Origin of the sequence: Microbacterium sp. Bi121 (assembly GCF_918698005.1) — a bacterium.
Lineage (GTDB): Bacteria > Actinomycetota > Actinomycetes > Actinomycetales > Microbacteriaceae > Microbacterium.
In genome coordinates this window covers 229278-248102 of the sequence record NZ_CAKKLJ010000003.1, presented here as the reverse complement: position 1 = coordinate 248102, position 18825 = coordinate 229278, and the positions used below count along the sequence as shown (strand labels likewise).

General features: G+C 67.7%; 18 protein-coding genes. 13 read left to right on the top strand and 5 right to left on the bottom strand.

What is annotated here, in order from left to right; genetic code table 11:
- Positions 1-98 precede the first annotated feature (98 nt).
- Positions 99-686: a nitroreductase family protein gene (locus LQZ87_RS06150; RefSeq protein WP_230102584.1), complete on the top strand. Its 588-nt coding sequence runs from the start codon at positions 99-101 to the stop codon at positions 684-686.
- Between the two features lie 3 nt (positions 687-689).
- Here LQZ87_RS06150 and LQZ87_RS06145 read toward each other — a convergent pair whose 3' ends face one another.
- Positions 690-1289, bottom strand: a complete 600-nt coding sequence (locus LQZ87_RS06145) for a TetR/AcrR family transcriptional regulator (protein WP_230102583.1) — start codon at positions 1287-1289, stop codon at positions 690-692.
- Between the two features lie 129 nt (positions 1290-1418).
- Here LQZ87_RS06145 and LQZ87_RS06140 point away from each other — a divergent pair, with 129 nt between their 5' ends.
- From LQZ87_RS06140 to LQZ87_RS06085, 12 genes are all read left to right on the top strand, one after another.
- A complete protein-coding gene (locus tag LQZ87_RS06140) occupies positions 1419-2162 on the top strand; it encodes an enoyl-CoA hydratase/isomerase family protein (protein ID WP_230102582.1) in 744 nt (247 codons plus the stop codon).
- On the top strand, positions 2159-3013 hold the full coding sequence (locus LQZ87_RS06135; RefSeq protein WP_290368250.1) for a 3-hydroxyacyl-CoA dehydrogenase family protein: 855 nt from the start codon (positions 2159-2161) through the stop codon (positions 3011-3013). Before LQZ87_RS06140 ends, LQZ87_RS06135 begins: the two co-directional genes overlap by 4 nt.
- A complete protein-coding gene (paaZ, locus tag LQZ87_RS06130) occupies positions 3010-5073 on the top strand; it encodes a phenylacetic acid degradation bifunctional protein PaaZ (protein WP_230102581.1) in 2064 nt (687 codons plus the stop codon). Before LQZ87_RS06135 ends, paaZ begins: the two co-directional genes overlap by 4 nt.
- 201 nt (positions 5074-5274) lie before the next feature.
- Positions 5275-5646, top strand: coding sequence for a hypothetical protein (locus LQZ87_RS06125; protein ID WP_230102580.1), 372 nt, complete (start codon positions 5275-5277; stop codon positions 5644-5646).
- A gap of 426 nt (positions 5647-6072) precedes the next feature.
- On the top strand, positions 6073-6615 hold the full coding sequence (locus LQZ87_RS06120) for a hypothetical protein (RefSeq protein WP_230102579.1): 543 nt from the start codon (positions 6073-6075) through the stop codon (positions 6613-6615).
- Between the two features lie 184 nt (positions 6616-6799).
- Complete coding sequence (locus LQZ87_RS06115) at positions 6800-8269, top strand: HNH endonuclease signature motif containing protein (RefSeq protein ID WP_230102578.1); 1470 nt, start codon at positions 6800-6802, stop codon at positions 8267-8269.
- A 126-nt stretch (positions 8270-8395) separates the two neighbouring features.
- Positions 8396-9349 carry a 1,2-phenylacetyl-CoA epoxidase subunit PaaA gene (gene paaA / locus LQZ87_RS06110; RefSeq protein WP_230102765.1) on the top strand — a complete coding sequence of 318 codons (954 nt, stop codon included), beginning with the start codon at positions 8396-8398 and terminating at the stop codon, positions 9347-9349.
- The gene (gene paaB / locus LQZ87_RS06105; RefSeq protein ID WP_230102577.1) at positions 9346-9648 is read left to right on the top strand and encodes a 1,2-phenylacetyl-CoA epoxidase subunit PaaB; all 303 of its coding nucleotides are present in this window, start codon (positions 9346-9348) and stop codon (positions 9646-9648) included. Before paaA ends, paaB begins: the two co-directional genes overlap by 4 nt.
- Entirely contained in the window at positions 9645-10481 is an 837-nt protein-coding gene (gene paaC / locus LQZ87_RS06100) for a 1,2-phenylacetyl-CoA epoxidase subunit PaaC (RefSeq protein WP_230102576.1), read from the top strand. Before paaB ends, paaC begins: the two co-directional genes overlap by 4 nt.
- Complete coding sequence (paaD, locus tag LQZ87_RS06095) at positions 10475-10972, top strand: 1,2-phenylacetyl-CoA epoxidase subunit PaaD (protein WP_230102575.1); 498 nt, start codon at positions 10475-10477, stop codon at positions 10970-10972. The genes paaC and paaD overlap by 7 nt, the downstream gene beginning before the upstream one ends.
- Positions 10969-12075 carry a 1,2-phenylacetyl-CoA epoxidase subunit PaaE gene (gene paaE, locus LQZ87_RS06090; protein WP_230102574.1) on the top strand — a complete coding sequence of 369 codons (1107 nt, stop codon included), beginning with the start codon at positions 10969-10971 and terminating at the stop codon, positions 12073-12075. Before paaD ends, paaE begins: the two co-directional genes overlap by 4 nt.
- Before the next feature lie 9 nt (positions 12076-12084).
- On the top strand, positions 12085-12855 hold the full coding sequence (locus LQZ87_RS06085; RefSeq protein ID WP_230102573.1) for an enoyl-CoA hydratase-related protein: 771 nt from the start codon (positions 12085-12087) through the stop codon (positions 12853-12855).
- 92 nt (positions 12856-12947) lie between these two features.
- Here LQZ87_RS06085 and LQZ87_RS06080 read toward each other — a convergent pair whose 3' ends face one another.
- The 4 genes from LQZ87_RS06080 to LQZ87_RS06065 all read right to left on the bottom strand — a co-directional run bounded on the left by LQZ87_RS06080 (position 12948) and on the right by LQZ87_RS06065 (position 18815).
- Positions 12948-13400, bottom strand: coding sequence for a hypothetical protein (locus tag LQZ87_RS06080; RefSeq protein WP_230102572.1), 453 nt, complete (start codon positions 13398-13400; stop codon positions 12948-12950).
- 36 nt (positions 13401-13436) lie between these two features.
- The gene (gene pntB, locus LQZ87_RS06075) at positions 13437-14834 is read right to left on the bottom strand and encodes a Re/Si-specific NAD(P)(+) transhydrogenase subunit beta (protein WP_337459000.1); all 1398 of its coding nucleotides are present in this window, start codon (positions 14832-14834) and stop codon (positions 13437-13439) included.
- Positions 14835-14845: 11 nt separating this feature from the next.
- The gene (locus LQZ87_RS06070; RefSeq protein WP_230102571.1) at positions 14846-16399 is read right to left on the bottom strand and encodes a Re/Si-specific NAD(P)(+) transhydrogenase subunit alpha; all 1554 of its coding nucleotides are present in this window, start codon (positions 16397-16399) and stop codon (positions 14846-14848) included.
- Positions 16400-16667: 268 nt separating this feature from the next.
- Positions 16668-18815 carry an AAA family ATPase gene (locus LQZ87_RS06065; RefSeq protein ID WP_230102570.1) on the bottom strand — a complete coding sequence of 716 codons (2148 nt, stop codon included), beginning with the start codon at positions 18813-18815 and terminating at the stop codon, positions 16668-16670.
- Positions 18816-18825: the final 10 nt, after the last annotated feature.

Here is an 18825-nt window from a genome sequence, read left to right as displayed (position 1 = left end):
ACGGAGCGACACGGGAATATGCGCATGCATGCGACCGTTCTATCCTGAGTCACGCGGACGACGGGGTCTGAGCAGAGATCAGACCCCGAAAGGCCCCCATGAGCACTCCGACCCTCGAGCGTGCGGCTTCCACCTCCGTTCCGCTTCTCGACGTCCTCTCCACGCGCTGGAGTCCGCGCGCCTTCGACCCGTCGACTCCGATCGACGAGGACAAGCTCGCCGCGGCTCTCGAGGCAGCACGATGGGCGCCGTCCGCCAGCAACACCCAGCCGTGGCGCTTCATCGTCGCCCGACGGGGCACCGACCTGCACGCCGCGATCGATGCCGCCCTGATGGGCTTCAACCGCGAGTGGGCGGGCGACGCGCAGGTGCTGATCGCCGCATTCGCCGAGGAATCGGATGCCGACGGCAACCCGCGGCCGTGGGCGCAGTACGACCTGGGTCAGGCTGTGGCGCACCTGTCGGTCCAGGCCCATGCGGACGGTCTGTTCGTGCACCAGATGGGTGGGATCGAGCGCGACGCGCTGCGCGCGCTTCCCGGTGTTTCAGACCGGTTCGCCCCGATCTCCGTGATCGCACTCGGCGAGATCGGCGACGCGTCTGCCCTTTCGGAGAAGCTGCAGCAGCGCGAGGTCGCTCCCCGCGTCCGCCGCCCGCTGGCCGAGACCGTCATCGCCTCGGCGTAGGCGTCAGTGCTTGGCGAGCCCGTTCAGGGCGACGGCCAGCACGTCGCGCGCGAGCTCCTGCGCTCCTTCACCGCCGCTCGGCCGGTACCACTCGACGATCGAGTTGACCATGCCGAACAGCAGGCGCGTGGCGACCGACGGATCGATGTCGCTGCGCACGGTCCCTTCGGCCTGAGCGGCCCTGACCAGCGCCGTCACCGTGCGGTCGAACGCGCGTCGGCGCTCGAGGGCAGCCCGTTCTACGTCGCTGTTGCCCCGCACTCGCAGCAGAAGGGTGACGTAGGCGAGCTTGTCGACGAGCACGAGCACCGCGCCGCGCAGCACGTGCTCCAACCGATCGCGCGCCGAGCCGTCGCCGACACCGCTCAGGACTCCTTCGAGCCCGCCGAGCGCCTCGTCCAGCGCGACCTCGAGCACCTCCTCCTTGGAGGCGAAGTGGTGGTACAGGGCCGACTTCGACAGCCCGAGGCGCGATGCGAGCGATGCCACAGAGGTCGCGTCGTACCCCTGCTCGATGAATACCTGAACCGCGATCTCGAGGATCTGTTCGCGGGCGTAGCCTGGGCGTCCGCGGCGGACGGGCGTCTGGTCGGGGTCTGACATCGGTTCCAGTCTGGCAGGTTCGCGTGCGCGAGTTCCGGCGATTGCCGGGTGGCGGCATCCTTGCGATAATCTATTACTGAACGAGCGTTCAGAAAATATCACGATCCGACGATGCTGTCAGGAGGAACGATGGACGACGCGCCACTCCTCGTCGATCGCCGTCCCGATCGCGTCATCGCGCGGCTGAATCGCCCCGACAAGCGCAACGCGATCGATCGCGAGATGATCGAGGCCCTGCATCTGCTGTGCGCCGAGCTCGAAGTCGAGCCGCGCACCCTGATCATCACCGGCAACGGCGACGACTTCGCCGCAGGCGCCGACATCGCGCAGCTGCGTGCCCGCCGGGCGGAGGACGCGCATCGCGGCATCAACGCGATGGCCTTCATCCGCATTCGCGAGCTGCCCATGCCAGTGATCGCGGCGCTAGACGGCTACGCCCTCGGCGGCGGAGCCGAGCTCGCGTACGCCGCCGACATCCGCATCGCGACACCTCACCTGAAGATCGGCAATCCGGAGCCGAATCTCGGCATCATTGCCGCGGCCGGCGCGACCTGGCGGCTGCGCGAGATCATCGGCGACGGTCTCGCGTCGGAGATGCTGCTGACCGGGCGGACGCTCACCGCCGATGATGCGCTGGCCGTCGGGCTGGTGTCCGGCATCCATTCCCCTGACGACCTTCTTCCTGCGGCGCACGCCATCGCCGATCGCATCGCGGCGGCCGATCCGCTCGCGATCCGGCACACGAAGACGGCGCTGCGAGCACCGCGGGACGCGCACCCGGCCATCGACGGGGATCTCCAGGCCGAGCTGTTCGAGAGCCCGGAGAAGATGCACCGCATGACGGAGTTCCTCGAGCGGAAGGGGCGCCGGTGAAGGTCGGGGTTCTCGGAGGCGGCCGGATGGGCGCCGGCATCGCACATGCGTTCCTGCTGGCCGGCTGCGAAGTCGTGGTCGTCGAACGCGACGACGAGGCTGCGGATGCCGCGGGTCAGCGCATCCGCGAGAGCATCAGACGGTCGGTGGAGCGCGGGGCGACGGCGCTCGGCGCCGACGACCTGGCTTCCGCTGTGCACGTCGGCTGTGACATCGCGGACTTCGCAGACTGCGAGCTGGTCGTCGAGGCTGTTCCGGAGGACCGGACGCTCAAGGTCGATGCTCTCCTGCGAATCGAGGGCGCCGCCCCGGATGCCGCGATCGCGACGAACACGTCATCGATCTCGATCGACGACCTGGCTGCTTCCCTCGCCCGACCAGCACAGGTGCTGGGTCTGCACTTCTTCAACCCGGTCCCGGCATCCGCCCTGGTGGAGATCGTCGAGGGCGCTGCGACCGCCCCCGCACTCGTCGAGCGTGCGCGCGGCTGGGTGGAACTCATCGGCAAGACCCCGATCGTCGTGCGCGACTCCCCGGGTTTCGCGTCGAGCAGGCTCGGCGTCGCGCTCGCGCTGGAGGCGATCCGGATGCTCGAATCCGGAGTCGCGTCGGCGGAGGACATCGACCGCGCGATGGAGCTCGGGTACCGGCATCCGGTCGGCCCGCTGCGCACCACTGACATCGTCGGACTCGACGTGCGCCTCGGCATCGCCGAGGAACTGCAGACGACCCTCGGCGAACGCTTCGCCCCTCCAGCGCTGCTGCGGCAGCTCGTCTCGGAGGGAAAGCTCGGCCGCAAGAGCGGCGAAGGCTTCTACACCTGGCCGAACTCGACTCTGGAGAACTCATGACGTCAGTGACCACGACGGAGATGCCCGGCTCCACCGACGCCGGAACCACGATCCTGCCGAGTTATCTGCAGGATGCCTGGTGGACCCCCGGCTCCCCCGCCGGCGACGCGACCGCCGTGCGCGATGCATCGACCGGTCAGGTGGTCGCCCGCGTCAGCACGGAGGGGCTGGATCTCGCCGGCGCCCTCGAGCATGCCCGCACGGTGGGGCAGGCGTCGCTCGGCGAGCTGACATTCCACCAGCGCGCGCTGCTGCTGAAGCAGTTCGCCCTCGCCCTGACGGAGCGCAAGGATCAGCTGTACGCGCTCTCCGCGCTCACGGGCGCAACGAAAGCCGACTCGTGGGTCGATATCGACGGCGGGATCGGCGTTCTGTTCGCGTACTCGGGCAAGGGACGCCGTGAGCTGCCGAACGCGCACGTGTACGTCGACGGCGCTGTCGAGCCGCTGTCGAAGGACGGCAGCTTCCTCGGTCGGCACATCTACACGCGCCTCCCGGGAGTCGCGGTGCAGATTAACGCGTTCAATTTCCCCGTGTGGGGGCCGTTGGAGAAGTTCGCGCCGGCGTTCCTGGCCGGCATGCCGTCGCTGATCAAGCCGGCCACCCCGACCGGGTACGTCACCGAGGCGATGGTGCGGATCCTCGTCGAGTCGGGCCTGCTGCCCGCCGGGTCGCTGCAGCTCGTGAGCGGCAGCGTGCCGACGCTGTTCGACGAACTGCGTCTGGGCGACGTCGTGGGTTTCACCGGCAGTGCATCCACGGCAGCATCGCTGCGCAACCGCACACCGTCCGGGGTGCGGTTCACGGCCGAGACCGATTCGATCAACGCTTCGGTGCTCGGACCCGACGCCGTCGCCGGCACGCCGGAGTTCGACGCGTACGTCCGCCAGCTCGTCGTCGAGATGACGACGAAGGCCGGCCAGAAGTGCACCGCGATCCGTCGTGCGATCGTTCCGACCGGTCAGGCGGATGCTGTGGTCGACGCCGTGCGCACCCGCATCGAAGCCAAGACGGTCGTCGGGGATCCGCGTGACGAGGGCACCACGATGGGGCCGCTCGTCTCGCTCGAGCAGCGCGACGAAGTGCTGCGGCAGGTGCAGGCACTCGTCGAGGGCGGCGGGCGGATCGTGGTCGGATCGGTCGACGTGCCGGCGCGCGACGGCGCGTTCTTCGACGCCGTACTGCTGCGGTTCGACGACGCGGGCGCCGACGCCGTCCACACGGTGGAGGCGTTCGGTCCGGTGTCGTCGCTGATCACCTACGACACAGTGGCAGAGGCATCCGACATCGTCGCCCGCGGCGGCGGGTCGCTGGTGACGAGCATTGCGACGCACGACTCTGCTTTCGCGGCCGCCATCATGGCTGGGGTCGCCGCGTGGAACGGCCGCGTGCTGTTCCTCGACCGTGACGACGCCCGCTCCTCCACCGGTCACGGATCGCCGATGCCGGGGCTCGTGCACGGCGGGCCCGGCCGCGCCGGCGGCGGCGAGGAACTGGGCGGCATCCGTGCGGTGCTCCATCACATGCAGCGGACGGCCGTGCAGGGGTCGCCGGAGATGCTCACCGCGATCACCGGCGTGTGGCACGCGGGCGCGGCTGCGATCGACGACGGCACCCACCCGTTCCGGAAGTCGCTCGCACAGTTGCGCATCGGCGACCGGATCGCCTCGGCATCCCGCGAGGTCACGCTCGACGACATCGAGACGTTCGCCCATTTCACCGGCGACACGTTCTACGCGCACATGGACGAGGAGGCGGCAGCCGCGAACCCGTTCTTCCCCGGGCGCGTCGCGCACGGCTACCTGCTCGTCTCGTGGGCCGCCGGGCTGTTCGTCGACCCTGAGCCCGGTCCGGTTCTCGCGAACTACGGGCTGGAGAACCTGCGCTTCATCACTCCCGTGTCGCCGGGTGACAGCATCCGCGTCGAGCTGACCGCCAAGGAGATCACGCCCCGCGAGACCGACGAGTATGGAGAGGTGCGTTGGGATGCCGTCATCCGCAATCAGAACGACGAGACCGTCGCGACGTACGACGTGCTGACGCTGGTTGCGAAGGAGTAGCCGGCGCAGTTCGTTCCTCCTGGATGCACGCGCGACAGCCCTGTCGAGATCGTCGCAACGACGTTTCGGCCGGATCAGTTTCGCGGATCGATTCTCAAGTACGACGGGCGCTTGTTATTGGGGCAGCAGCGCACCATCTGCCGCCTGGTCTGCTGCGTCGCGATGGACGGTTTGGAGCTGCACATATGCCAATATGGCGTCATGCCTCGCGTAGCCAAGCCTGCCACGGTCCTTGCCGCGCTGGCTCTTGCCGTCACCGCGTTGACCGGATGCAGCGCGGTGGATGCACCGACAGCAGACCCGGCGCCGACGTCCACGGCCGACCCCACGCCGACCCCGACTTACCTGACCGAGCTGCCTGACTGGGCGAAGGAGGGGCACGCCCTTTGGCTCATCTATCCGGATGGCTTCAAGTGCGGAGGCACCGAGGGCTGCCCCAATGACTACCGCGCGCTGATTGGTGAGCCTGGTCCCGTGCTGCCGGAGGGCGTGGAGTACTACGACTCAGCCAAGCATGACTGCGTGGTGGTGGCTCCCCTGGGTGTGGACTGCTTCACCGGGTCGAAGGGTTAGAACCCTGGGCTGCCGTCGTCACCCCGGACGAACTCAATGCGCTGGCCCAGCACGTCAATGTAGTCGCCCGTCGATAGGATTTCCTCTACTCTCGGGCCGTGACCACCACGAGGTCCGAGATGCTCCGACTGGAACGCACATCGATTTCCCTGGGGTCTGATGCTTGCGGCGACGCTTGCGATCGTGCTCGGTGGGCAGTGACAGAGCGCTCGGACGCCTGACGTGGGCTCCTTGCCCCGATGGCCGCTCGACAACGATCCCGATTGAGCGGAGCCAACCGAAGGAGACGAACTCCATTGCTAAGGTCGCCCACACATGGATGACACTCATACATTCGCGAGCCTCAGCAATGCGCGCGCGGCTGCATCTTCTAAGCAACGCCTTGCGGCTGGATGGTGCGTGCTCGGCAGCGGGATGCTCGCTCTCATGCTCGGTTTCGCTGCAGTGTCCTTGGTGCGAGAGCAGTTGCACATCAACTGCGGCATGGGGCAGCCAGGCTCTGAGGGCGCGGACACCTGGACATGCAGCGACGGGATCGGGTATCTCGGCGTAACAGTAGTTCTCGGCACGATGTGGTTCCTCACCGTGCTGGCCGGATCGCTCGTCGCCCTGCTCGTGCATCACGATCGAGCGGCACGCTTGGTTCTCGTTCTCCTTGCGTCCGCATCCATCGCATGGATTCTCGGGTGGACTTGGTACGGATCAAACGAACTGGTCCAGGCCGCGTACGCGCCAATGTCGGGCCCGGGCTACTGGGCACATGTGGTTGGGCCAGCTGCCATCGCGAGTGCGCTAGGCGCGGTCGCTGGGTTGATCAGCCTGGTGCTTCCCCGGCGACCGTCCCGGGTCGTGGGGATCGTCGCCACGGTAGGACTGATCATTGCGACCGTTCTGCAACCGGGCTTGAGTATCAACACGGTCCCCGCGGTGGGAATGTTCGCCGCGGCGACCTTCCGGAGCACCGGCTGACGGGCCCGGGTGAATGCAGTCCGCACGTCTCCGGCGAGACAGGGGCCGCCACGAATCGTGACGTAGCCGTCGAAATCAGTAGCGGCTGCCAATATCTGCAGCGCGACCAATATTCTTCAGAAAAGTCCTCTGATCGGCCGATTCTGCGGGTCGGAATGTCGGTGGCCCCGTGTTGGATGGAGGTATGAACAGCATCGTCGCTCACCTCGAAGACCTGGACAGGTCTCTCGACGAGGCGAGCAGTGATGCGTTCGGACGCGAAGAGATTCCCGACCTCTCGGATGCTGAGATCGCCGCCCTCCTCGAAGCCAGCGGTCGCATCCAGAAGCGGATCGAAGGACTGCAGGTCGAGGCGACCGTGCAGGTGCTCGAGCGCTCGGCACCGATGCGCGACGACAAGATCACCCTGAAGTACGGGTGGACGCGGCCGGTCGACCTGGTGCGCGTCCTGACCCGTTCGGAAACCCGCGACGCGAACCGCATCGTGAAAACCGCCCGCCTCCTGACCCGCAACCGGGGAATGTCGAGCGGCGAGTTCGTGCCCGCCCGCTACCCGGAGTTGCGTCAGGCGATGGTGTCGGGAGCGGTCGGCGTCGCCGGGCTTCTGGCGGCGATCGAGCCGTTGGAGCAATCCCGCGACCGCATCTTCGACGACGACAGGATTGAAGCGGACCGTCAGCTCGCCGACCTCGCCTGCGGAATCATCCGCGACCACGACGACAGGCAGACAGGCACGGCACCGTTGCCATTGCCGGAGGATCTGCGGATGCTGTCGCGCGTGCTGGTCGCGTATCTCGATCCCGACGGGGCGGAGCCGGCAGACAAGGCCGCGGCGCGGGGACGCAGCTTCTTCATCGGGCGTGAGCGAAATGGTCGCGTTCCGATTCGGGGTGACATCATGCCCGAGGTGGCAGGGCAACTGCAGCTGGTGCAGGACAGCATCCTCAACCCCCGCGTCGCCGGGCCAGACGACGCGACCAGGGGCGGCCTGCCGGGCGGCGTGCACTTCGAAGTGAGTCCTGACGACGAGTTCACCCCGAACGGCGAATCGTATGGTGAAGCACGGGTCGATGAGCGCACGCGCACACAGAAGATGCACGACGCGTTCGCGATGATCGTGAACGCCGCCGCACGCGCGGGGCAGTTCCCCGACATCGGCGGCGCCGCACCCACCCTCGTCGTCACCGTCACCGCCGAGGACTACGCCACCGGCAGCGGGTGGGCGACCGTGATGAACACCGGCGATCGCATCCCTTCCCGCGTCGCGGCGCAGACGGGCTGTGCAGGTGGCATCCAACGCGTCCTGTTCGACGACAACGGCCGCATCGCAGCCCTCGGCACCACTGCTCGCATCTTCAACGCCCTCCAACGGCGCGCGATCACCCTCCGCGACGGCGGATGCATCATCCCCGGCTGCACCGTCCCGGCATCCTGGTGCGAGATCCATCACGTCACCGAACATGCCGACGGCGGCCCGACCCACACCGACAACGGCGTCCTGCTGTGCTGGTGGCACCACCGCAACCTCCACCTCTCCGAATGGCGCATCCGCATGAACCACGGCGCGCCCGAGGTCAGGGGGCCGAGGTGGTGGGACCGCGACCAGCTGTGGCACACCGCCGGCGTTCCGCGCCCCCGGATTCGAACCGGGTAGCCGCGAGGCGCCTCCCTGATGATGCGCGATTCCCGCGTATGTGCGAGAATTACTGAACGCACGGTCAGTAAAGACGAGGGAGTCGCCGTGACCGAGGAAACCACCGAGACGGCCAGCGCCGAAAAGATCAGTGCCGACGAGACGAGCGCCGAGCAGCGACGCTTCGACGAGCTCATCGCCGCAGACTCGCGCATCGAACCGCGCGACTGGATGCCGGATGCCTACCGCAAGACGCTCATCCGGCAGATCGGCCAGCACGCGCACTCCGAGATCATCGGCATGCAGCCGGAGGGCAACTGGATAACCCGCGCGCCGAGCCTGAAGCGCAAGGCGATCCTCATGGCGAAGGTTCAGGACGAAGCCGGGCACGGCCTCTACCTGTACTCGGCCGCGCAGACCCTCGGCATCACCCGCGACGAGATGACCGACCAGCTGATCACCGGCCGCGCGCGCTACTCCTCGATCTTCAACTACCCCACCCCCACCTGGGCCGACATGGGCGCGATCGGCTGGCTCGTCGACGGCGCGGCGATCGTGAATCAGGTGCCGCTCTGCCGCTGCTCGTACGGCCCCTATAGTCGCGCGATGATCCGCGTCTGCAAAGAGGAGTCGTTCCACCAGCGACAGGGTTTCGAGATCCTGCTGACTCTGATGCAGGGCACGCCGGCGCAGCGCGAGATGGCGCAGGATGCCGTGAACCGCTGGTACTGGCCGAGTCTGATGATGTTCGGGCCGCCCGACGGCGACTCCCCGAACTCCGCGCAGTCGATGGCGTGGAACATCAAACGCTTCTCGAACGACGACCTGCGCCAGCGCTTCATCGGCATGCTGGTTCCGCAGGCCGAGATCCTCGGCATCACCCTTCCCGACCCCGAGCTGCACTTCGACGAGGAGAAGCAGGAGTACGTCGGCGGCGAGATCGACTGGACCGAGTTCTTCGAGGTGCTGGCCGGGCGCGGACCGATGAACGCCGAACGCGTGCGCGCACGCCGCGAGGCGCACGAAGAAGGCGCATGGGTCCGTGAGGCCGCGGCCGAGTACGCGCGCAAGCAGGCGGCGCGTGATGAGATGGCGGCATGAGTGCTGAGATTTCAGGCGCAGAGACCTGGCCGCTCTGGGAGGTGTTCGTCCGCGCGAACCGCGGCATGAGCCACGTGCACGCCGGCTCCCTGCACGCTCCGGATGCCGAGCTCGCGGTGCGCAACGCCCGCGACCTGTACACCCGCCGAGGCGAGGGCACGTCGATCTGGGTCGTGCCGTCGGATGCCATCACCGCGAGCGACCCTGACGCGAAGGGCTCATTTTTCGAGAGTCCGGCGGGCAAGAACTACCGCCATGCGGTGTACTACACCGCATCCGAGGGGGTGCCGCACCTGTGACGCACGCTGACTCGCACGACGACCCGCACGGCGCCGTCACGGTCGACGAACTCGAGCTCAGCGCCGAGCTCGCAGGCGACACCGACGCGGTTGCGACGAAACAGGTCGCCGAGTACGCGCTCTGGCTCGGCGACGACGCGCTGATCCTGTCGCAGCAGCTCGGCGCCTGGATCGCCCGAGCCCCCGAACTCGAAGAGGACGTCGCGCTGGGCAACATCGCTCTCGACCTGCTCGGCCACGCGCGCTCCCTGCTCCGCTACGCCGGCACCGCCGACGGGCGCACCGAGGACGACCTGGCCTACTTCCGCGATGAGCCGGAGTTCCGCAGCGCCTGGCTCTTCGAGCAGCCGAACGGCGACTTCGCACAGACGATCGCGCGGCAGCTCGCGGCATCCGCGTATCTCTTCGAGCTGTACTCCGCACTGCGCCTCTCGAACGACGTGACCCTGGCGGCGATCGCTGAGAAGTCGCTCAAGGAGGTCGACTATCACCGCGACCACGCCGTGCAGTGGACGCTCCGCCTCGCCGGCGGCACCGACGAGTCGCGCCGCCGTATGATCGCCGGGGTCGCCGCGGTGTGGCCGTACGTCGACGAGCTGTTCCGCGACGAGCCGCTCATCGACGAGCTCGAAGGCATCGCCGTGCGTCCGTCGACGCTTCGAGCCGGATTCGACGCTGCGATCGACACGGTCTTCACCGAGGCCGAACTCGACGTTCCTGACGGCCAGCCGTCGTCCGCCGGCGGGCGGCGCGGCAGCCACTTCCCCGCCCTCTCGCGCATCCTCGCCGAGATGCAGGTGCTCGCCAGGCAGCATCCGGGGGCGACATGGTGACGACGACGACACGACGGGAAGAGGCGTGGCGCGTGGCCGCGACCGTCACCGACCCCGAGGTTCCCGTCCTGACGATCGAAGACCTCGGCGTCCTGCGAGACGTCGCGGTGGAGGGCGACCGCGTCACCGTCACGCTCACGCCGACGTACAGCGGATGCCCCGCCCTCGACACCATGCGCGATGACGTGGTCCTCGCGCTCACCGCCGCCGGCTTCGGCGCGGTCGACGTGCGAACGACGCTGTCGCCGGCGTGGACGACCGACTGGATGACGGATGCCGGCAAGCGCAAGCTCACCGAGTTCGGCATCGCTCCCCCGAACGGCCGCGCGGCGGTGCGGCAGGGACCGATCAGGCTCCGCCTCGCCGTGAAGTGCCCGCGCTGCGGATCGATCGACACCCGCGAGGTCTCCCGCTTCGGGTCCACCTCGTGCAAGGCGCTCTACGAATGCCGCGCCTGCCTCGAACCCTTCGACCACTTCAAAGTCCTATGAACACGACAGCACCCACCCGTCGCCGCGGACGCTTCCATGAGCTCGAAGTCGCAGACGTCCGGCCGCTGACCGCCGAGAGCATCGAGGTGACCTTCGCGGTTCCGTCCGAACTGCACGACGACTATCAGTACCTGCCCGGCCAGTACGTGGCGCTGCGCGCCCACGTCGAGGGGCACGAGGTGCGTCGCAGCTACTCGATCTGCCGCCCGCCGACGGATGGCAGCATCTCGGTCGGCATCAAGCGCGACCTCGGCGGGCTGTTCTCGGTGTGGGCGCACGAGAACCTCAAGCCGGGTGACCGCATCGAAGTCATGAGCCCCGAGGGCAGATTCACGACGAACCTCCCCGACCTCGACCACGCGCACATCGCCGGCATCGCCGCCGGCTCCGGCGTGACGCCGATGATGGCGCTGGCCGCTCACGTGCTGGCATCCTCACCGACAGCGCAGTTCAGCCTCGTCTACACGAACCGCGCCACGCAGGACGTCATGTTCCTCGACGACCTCGCCGACCTCAAGGACCGCTACCCGTCGCGGCTCGCCCTGCACCACGTGCTCTCGCGCGAGCAGCGCACGGCTCCCCTCCTCTCCGGACGCATCGACGCCGAGAAGCTCGGCGCGATCCTGGACGGGCTGATTCCTCCCGAAAGCGTGACCGAATGGTTCCTGTGCGGGCCGTTCGACCTCGTCGCCCTGTGCCGCGACACGCTCGAGGCGCGCGGAGTGCCGGCTGACAGCATCCGCTACGAACTGTTCACGAGCGACGCTGACGGCCCGCGTGTCGACCGAGGACGACCGGTCGTGATCGACAAGGGCGACGAGCTCCGCACGATCGAGTTCACGCTCGACGGCCTGTCGTCGACAGTCGAATCTCCGGTCGCGGCCAACGAGGCGATTCTGGATGCTGCGCTCCGCGTCCGCGGTGACGTGCCGTTCGCGTGCGCGGGAGGGGTGTGCGGAACGTGCCGCGCGCGCCTGACTTCCGGCGAGGTTCGCATGACCCAGAACTTCGCGCTCGAGCCGGACGAGATCGAGAACGGCTATGTGCTGACCTGCCAGTCCCACCCGACCACTGAGAGAGTCGTCGTCGACTACGACGCCTGAGGAGTCACCGTGATCGACCTGACCATCACCGGCGACGTCGCGCACGTCGTGTTGAACGCACCCGAGAAGCGCAACGCGCTGGATGCCCGAGCACTCGACGATCTCGGAACGGCGTACGACGACGCCGAGACGGCCGGCGTGCGCGCCCTGGTTCTGCGCGGCGAAGGGCCAGGGTTCTGCGCCGGCCGCGATATCGCGGGCGTCGACCCCGCGACCGACGATGTGGTCGGATTCCTCGGCGACCGCGTCACCCCGCTGCTGCAGAAGATGTCGGCGTTCCCCGCTCCGACCTTCGCCGCCGCGCACGGCGCATGCCTCGGCATCGGGCTCGGTCTGCTGATCGCCACGGACGTCGTCTACGTCGCCGACACCGCGAAGATCGGCTCGCCGTTCGCCGCGCTCGGCGCGACGCTCGACTCCGGCGGCCATGCGCTGTTCTTCGAGCGCCTCGGTGCCCACAAGACCCTCGACCTCATCTACACGGGCCGGCTCATGAGCGGTTCCGAGGCCGTGCAATCAGGACTGTTCTCGCAGGTGCTGCCGGCTTCTGAAGTTCAGCAAGCGACGGAGGATGCGGCATCCCGAGCCGCCGTCGGCGCGACGCAATCGTTCCTCGCGAGCAAGAGGCTCGTCGCCCGACTGCGCGACGAGCGCCTCGCACTGTGGGATGCCGTCGCCGTCGAGAACAAGAACCAGGCGGCCCTGCGCGACACCGCCGACTACCGCGAGGGGTTCGCGGCCTTCCAGCAGAAGCGGAAGCCGGAGTTCACCGGGCGGTAGGGGCCATCCGCGAGACATCATCATCCGCTCGAGAAACCACTGCAGGAGTGATGTCTCGCGCAGGAAGTGATGTCTCGCGCAGGGCGCCGTGACTACGCGGTCCGCGACTGCACGACGCCGGCGACGGCCGCCGCGAGCGTGGCGAGCCAGCCGACGAACGCGACCACGACCGCGGACGCGAACACGACAGACGACGCCTCGCTGCTCATCCAGCCCCACGTAGAGACCACGGACCCGAAGGGTGGCGCGTCGCCACCGTCTTCGAGCGTGAACATCATGACCAGCAGCGCCGCCCAGGTGACCCAGCTCGCGATGTCGTAGAACAGCCGCGTGCTGCGACCTGCCCTCGCGTCGCGGTCGAAGACGACGATGATCGGCGGAACGTACATCGCGATGACGACCAGTGGGCCGATGAAGATGCCGATCGCCGTCATCCATCCCAGCGGGGCGCCGAAGAATCCTCGGCCGAAGACGATGAGGAAGACCAGCAGCGCCGGCGCGATCCAGTGGAACACGCGAACGAACCGCCAGCCGGAGAGTTTCATGGCCCCGAGCGTACCTGGACGCCCGCGGCCGGCCGACTACAGCGCCCGCAGGATGTCGTCCACCCGCTCCTTCGCGTCGCCGAACAGCATCTGCGCATTCTCGCGGAAGAACAGCGGGTTCTGCACTCCGGCGTACCCCGAAGCCATCGAGCGCTTGAAGACGACGACGTTCTCGGCCTCCCAGACGCGCAGTACCGGCATCCCCGCGATGGGACTCGACGGGTCCTCCGCGGCGGCCGGGTTGACGGTGTCGTTCGCGCCGATCACGAGGACGACGGCGGTGGATGCCAGGTCATCGTTGATCTCGTCCATCTCGAGCACGATGTCGTACGGCACCTTCGCCTCGGCGAGCAGCACGTTCATGTGTCCGGGCAGGCGACCGGCGACAGGATGGATGCCGAACTTCACGTCCACGCCGCGATCCCGCAGCTTCTGCGTCAGCTCGGCGACCGGATACTGCGCCTGCGCGACCGCCATGCCGTAGCCCGGGGTGATGACGACCGAAGAGGCGTTCGCGAGCATGTCGGCGACGGTCTCGGCATCCACCTCGCGGTGCTCGCCGTGGTCGACGTCGTCCGATGTCGGAGCGGCGATCCCGAATCCGCCGGCGATCACCGAGATGAACGACCGGTTCATCGCCTTGCACATGATGTACGACAGATACGCACCGGAAGATCCGACCAGCGCACCGGTCACGATCAGCAGGTCGTTGTTCAGCAGGAATCCGGCAGCGGCCGCCGCCCAACCCGAGTAACTGTTGAGCATCGAGACGACCACGGGCATGTCGCCACCGCCGATGGATGCCACGAGGTGCCAACCCAGCGCGAGCGCGAGCAGCGTGACGACGATCAGCAGCACGAGCGACGGCATCACCACGTACCAGACGGTGAGTGCGATGAACACGACGATCGCGCCGAGGTTCAGCACGTTCTTGCCCGGCAGCATCAGCGGCTTTGACGAGATCCGGCCGGACAGCTTGAGGAACGCGACGATCGACCCGGTGAAGGTCACGCCACCGATGAAGATGCCGATGAAGACCTCGGCGTGGTGGATATCGGCGAGAGCGCCGGTGAGACCGGGAGCGTGCAGATGCCCGTTCCAGCCGACGAGGACGGCGGCGAGACCGACGAAGCTGTGCAGCAGGGCGATGAGCTCCGGCATCCCGGTCATCTCGACGCTGCGAGCGCGCCACAGCCCGATCACGGCGCCGACGAGCATCGCGACGAGCAGCAGCACGAGACCGACGATCGCCTGCGGCTGCCCCCAGGCTCCCTGCAGGGTGACCCAGATGGTCGCGACGAGAGCGATGGCCATGCCGACCATGCCGTAGGTGACGCCGGCGCGCGATGACTCGTGACGGCTGAGTCCGGCCAGGCTCATGATGAACAGCAGCGCGGCGACGATGTAGGCGGCGCCGGCGACGGACGCGGAGATCTCCAGGGCGCTCAACGCTCTGCTCCCTTCGAGAACATCTTCAGCATTCGGCGGGTGACCGCGAACCCTCCGAAGATGTTGATGGATGCCACGAGCACGGCGACTGCGGAGAGGATCTGCACCAGCAGGTTGGGCGTCGTTATCTGGACGATCGCGCCGACGATGATGATGCCCGAGATGGCGTTGGTGACGCTCATGAGCGGCGTGTGCAGCGCGTGGGAGACCTTGCCGATGACGTAGAAGCCGACCACGACCGACAGCATCAGCACCGTGAAGTGCTGCGGCAGCGGCGCCGGGGCGAACGCGTTCACCAGGAAGAGGGCGACGATGCCGGCCGCGATCAGGCCGACCTTCGCCCCGGCGGAGAGGGGCTTCTTCTTCGCCTCCACGGGCTCGGCGGTCGAAGAGGCAGCCTTCGCGACCGGCGCGGCCGACACCTGCACCGGTGGTGGCGGCCAGGTCTCCTCGCCGTCGCGAACGACCGCCACGGACCGCTGGACGACGTCATCGAAATCGAGGACGAGTCGTCCGTCCTTGCCCGGTGTCAGCAGCTTCAGCAGGTTGACGAGGTTGGTGCCGTACAGCTGCGACGCCTGCGTGGGCAGGCGGCCAGCGAGGTCGGTGTAGCCGAGGATGATCACGCCGTTCGACGTGACGACGCGCTGGCCCGCCACCGAACCCTCGACGTTGCCGCCCTGGGCCGCGGCCATGTCGACGATGACGCTTCCCGGTTTCATGCTCGCGACATCCGCCGCCGTGATGAGGCGGGGAGCGGCGCGGCCCGGGATCAGCGCGGTGGTGATGATGATGTCGACGTCGGCCGCCTGCTCGGAGTACAGCTCGGCCGCGCGGCGGTCGTAGGCCTCACTGGTGGCCTTGGCGTAGCCGTCGCTCGAGACCTCTTTCTGCTCTTCTGGCACGATGACGTCGAGGTAGGTGCCGCCGATGGACTTCACCTGGTCGGCGACCTCGGGCCGAGGGTCGGTCGCCCGCACGATCGCGCCGAGGCTCGATGCCGCGCCGATCGCCGCGAGACCGGCCACGCCGGCACCCGCGACGAGCACCTTGGCCGGCGGAACCTTGCCCGCCGCCGTGACCTGGCCGGTGAAGAATCGGCCGAACTCGTTGGCCGCCTCGACGACCGCGCGGTAGCCCGAGATGTTCGACATCGAGCTGAGCACGTCCATCGACTGCGCGCGTGAGATGCGCGGTACCGCGTCGAGTGCGAGCGCCGTGATGCCCCGGGTCGCGAGCGCCTGCCGCAGTTCGGGGCGCAGGTTCGGGCTCAGCTGCGCGATGAGCGTGGCGCCGTCAGCGATCCTGGTGATCTCGGCATCCGTGGGGGCGTTCACTTTCAGCAGGATCGGCGACGCCCAGGCATCCTCAGCTGTGACGATCTGCGCGCCGGCCTCGGCGTACGCGGCATCCGGATAGGCGGATGCGACGCCCGCCCCCGCTTCGACCACGATGTCGTAGCCGATCTTGCGCAGCGCTCCCACGGTCTGCGGCGTCGCGGCGACCCGCGTCTCACCGTCCTGCTCACGCACGATGCCGATCTGCGTCATCACAGCTCCCTGTCTCTCATCGACGACAGAACGGCCCGTCGCCGACACACATGAGACGAGACTCTATCGACGGGCGCGTCGGCGCAAGGCTTTGTTTCACGGACTCAGGCACGAAAGAACCGCTGTTCTTTACAGAACCCGAAGGCGCGACGATCGGCCGACCAGACGCACCCGACACTTGTCAGCACGGATCACACTTGTCAGACCCGAACCGCGGCTGCGCGCACGCATCCGTGATCCGGACTGACATACGTGCAGGATGCCGGCGTCAACCGGCCGTCAGCACCAGCCCCGTGCCGTCGGCCGCGACATCGACGCGCACGGTGTCGCCGTCGCGCACGCCTCCCGAGAGCAGTGCCGTCGCGAGCTTGTTCTGCACCTCGTTGGTGATGAGCCGGCGCAGCGGGCGCGCTCCGTACACCGGGTCGTAGCCGCGCTCGGCCAGCCACGAACGCGCAGCAGGGGTGACCGCGAGGGTGAGCCGGCGCTCGCGCAGTCGCGACTGCAGGTGATCGATCGTGAGCTCGACGATCTGAGCGAGGTCGTCCTCCGTCAGCGCCTGGAAGATCACGATGTCGTCGAGCCGGTTCACGAACTCCGGCTTGAACGACTGGCGGACGAGCGCCATGACGCTCTCGCGCTTGTCGTCCATCGACAGCGTCGGGTCGATCAGGATCGGCGATCCGAGGTTCGAGGTCAGGATGAGGATGACGTTCGAGAAGTCGACCGTCCTGCCCTGCCCGTCGGTCAGACGCCCGTCGTCCATGACCTGCAGCAGCACGTCGAAGACCTCCGGATGCGCCTTCTCGACCTCATCAAGCAGCACCACGCTGTAGGGACGGCGTCGCACGGCCTCGGTGAGCTGGCCGCCCTGCTCGTAGCCGACGTATCCCGGAGGGGCGCCGACGAGCCGCGAGACGGTGTGCTTCTCGCCGTACTCCGACATGTCGATGCGCACCATGGCGTGCTCGTCGTCGAACAGGAACTCGGCGAGCGACTTCGCGAGCTCGGTCTTTCCGACGCCGGTCGGGCCGAGGAACAGGAACGATCCCGTCGGGCGTCCAGGGTCGCTAATGCCCGCACGCGAGCGGCGCACGGCATCCGACACCGCCTGCACGGCATCCCTCTGCCCGATCAGGCGCTTGCCGAGTTCGGACTCGAGGTGCAGCAGCTTCTCGCTCTCGCCCTGCAGCAGCCGGCCGACGGGGATGCCGGTCCACGCCGCGATCACGCCGGCGATGTCCTCCTCGGTCACCTGTTCGTTGACCATGCGGCCTTCGCCGGATTCTGCGCGTGCGGCCTCGGCCTGCTCGGCCTCGGCGATGTCGCGCTCCAGACGCTTGATCGTCTCGTACTCGAGCTTCGACGCCTTGGTGTAGTCGCCTTCTCGGAGCGCGAGGTCGCGTTGCGTGATCGCGTCCTCCTTCTGCTTCTTCAGTTCGCCCACGCGATTCAGGCCTGTGCGTTCGCGCTCCCACCGCTCCTCGAGGCCCGCCAGTTCGCGCTCCTGCTCGACGAGCTGCTCGCGCAACGCGGCGAGGCGCTCCTTCGACGCGGCGTCCTTCTCCTTCTTCAACGCCAGCTCTTCGAGCTTCATGCGGTCGACCTGGCGCTTGAGCTGATCGATCTCGACGGGAGACGAATCGATCTCCATCTTCAACCGCGACATCGCCTCATCCATGAGATCGATGGCCTTGTCGGGCAGCTGCCTGCTCGGCAGGTACCGGTTCGACAGCGACGCGGCAGCCACGAGAGCGGCATCCGCGATGGTCACTCCGTGGTGCGCCTCATACCGGCCCTTGAGCCCGCGGAGGATCGCGATCGTGTCCTCGACGGTCGGCTCGCCGACGTAGACCTGCTGGAAGCGGCGCTCGAGCGCGGCATCCTTCTCGATGAACTCTCGGTACTCGTTGAGCGTCGTGGCGCCGATGAGGCGCAGCTCACCCCGGGCGAGCATGGGCTTGAGCATGTTGGATGCCGCGACCGATCCCTCGCCACCGCCGGCGCCCATCAGCGTGTGCAGCTCGTCGATGAACGTGATGACCTGTCCATCGGACTCGGTGATCTCCTTGAGGACCTGCTTCAGGCGCTCTTCGAACTGGCCGCGGTACATGGCACCGGCGACGAGTGCGGAGATGTCGAGCGTGATGAGGTCTTTGTCCTTCAGCGACTCGGCGACGTCTCCCGCGACGATGCGCTGAGCCAGCCCTTCGACGACGGCGGTCTTGCCGACGCCTGGTTCACCGATGAGAACGGGGTTGTTCTTGGTGCGACGGGTGAGCACCTGGCTGACGCGACGGATCTCGCTGTCACGACCGATCACCGGGTCGAGCTTGCCCTGACGGGCGCGGTCGGTCAGGTTGATGCCGAACTGCTCGAGGGCGGACTGCTGTTCATCTTGTGCGGACGGTGTCATCTGTTCCTCC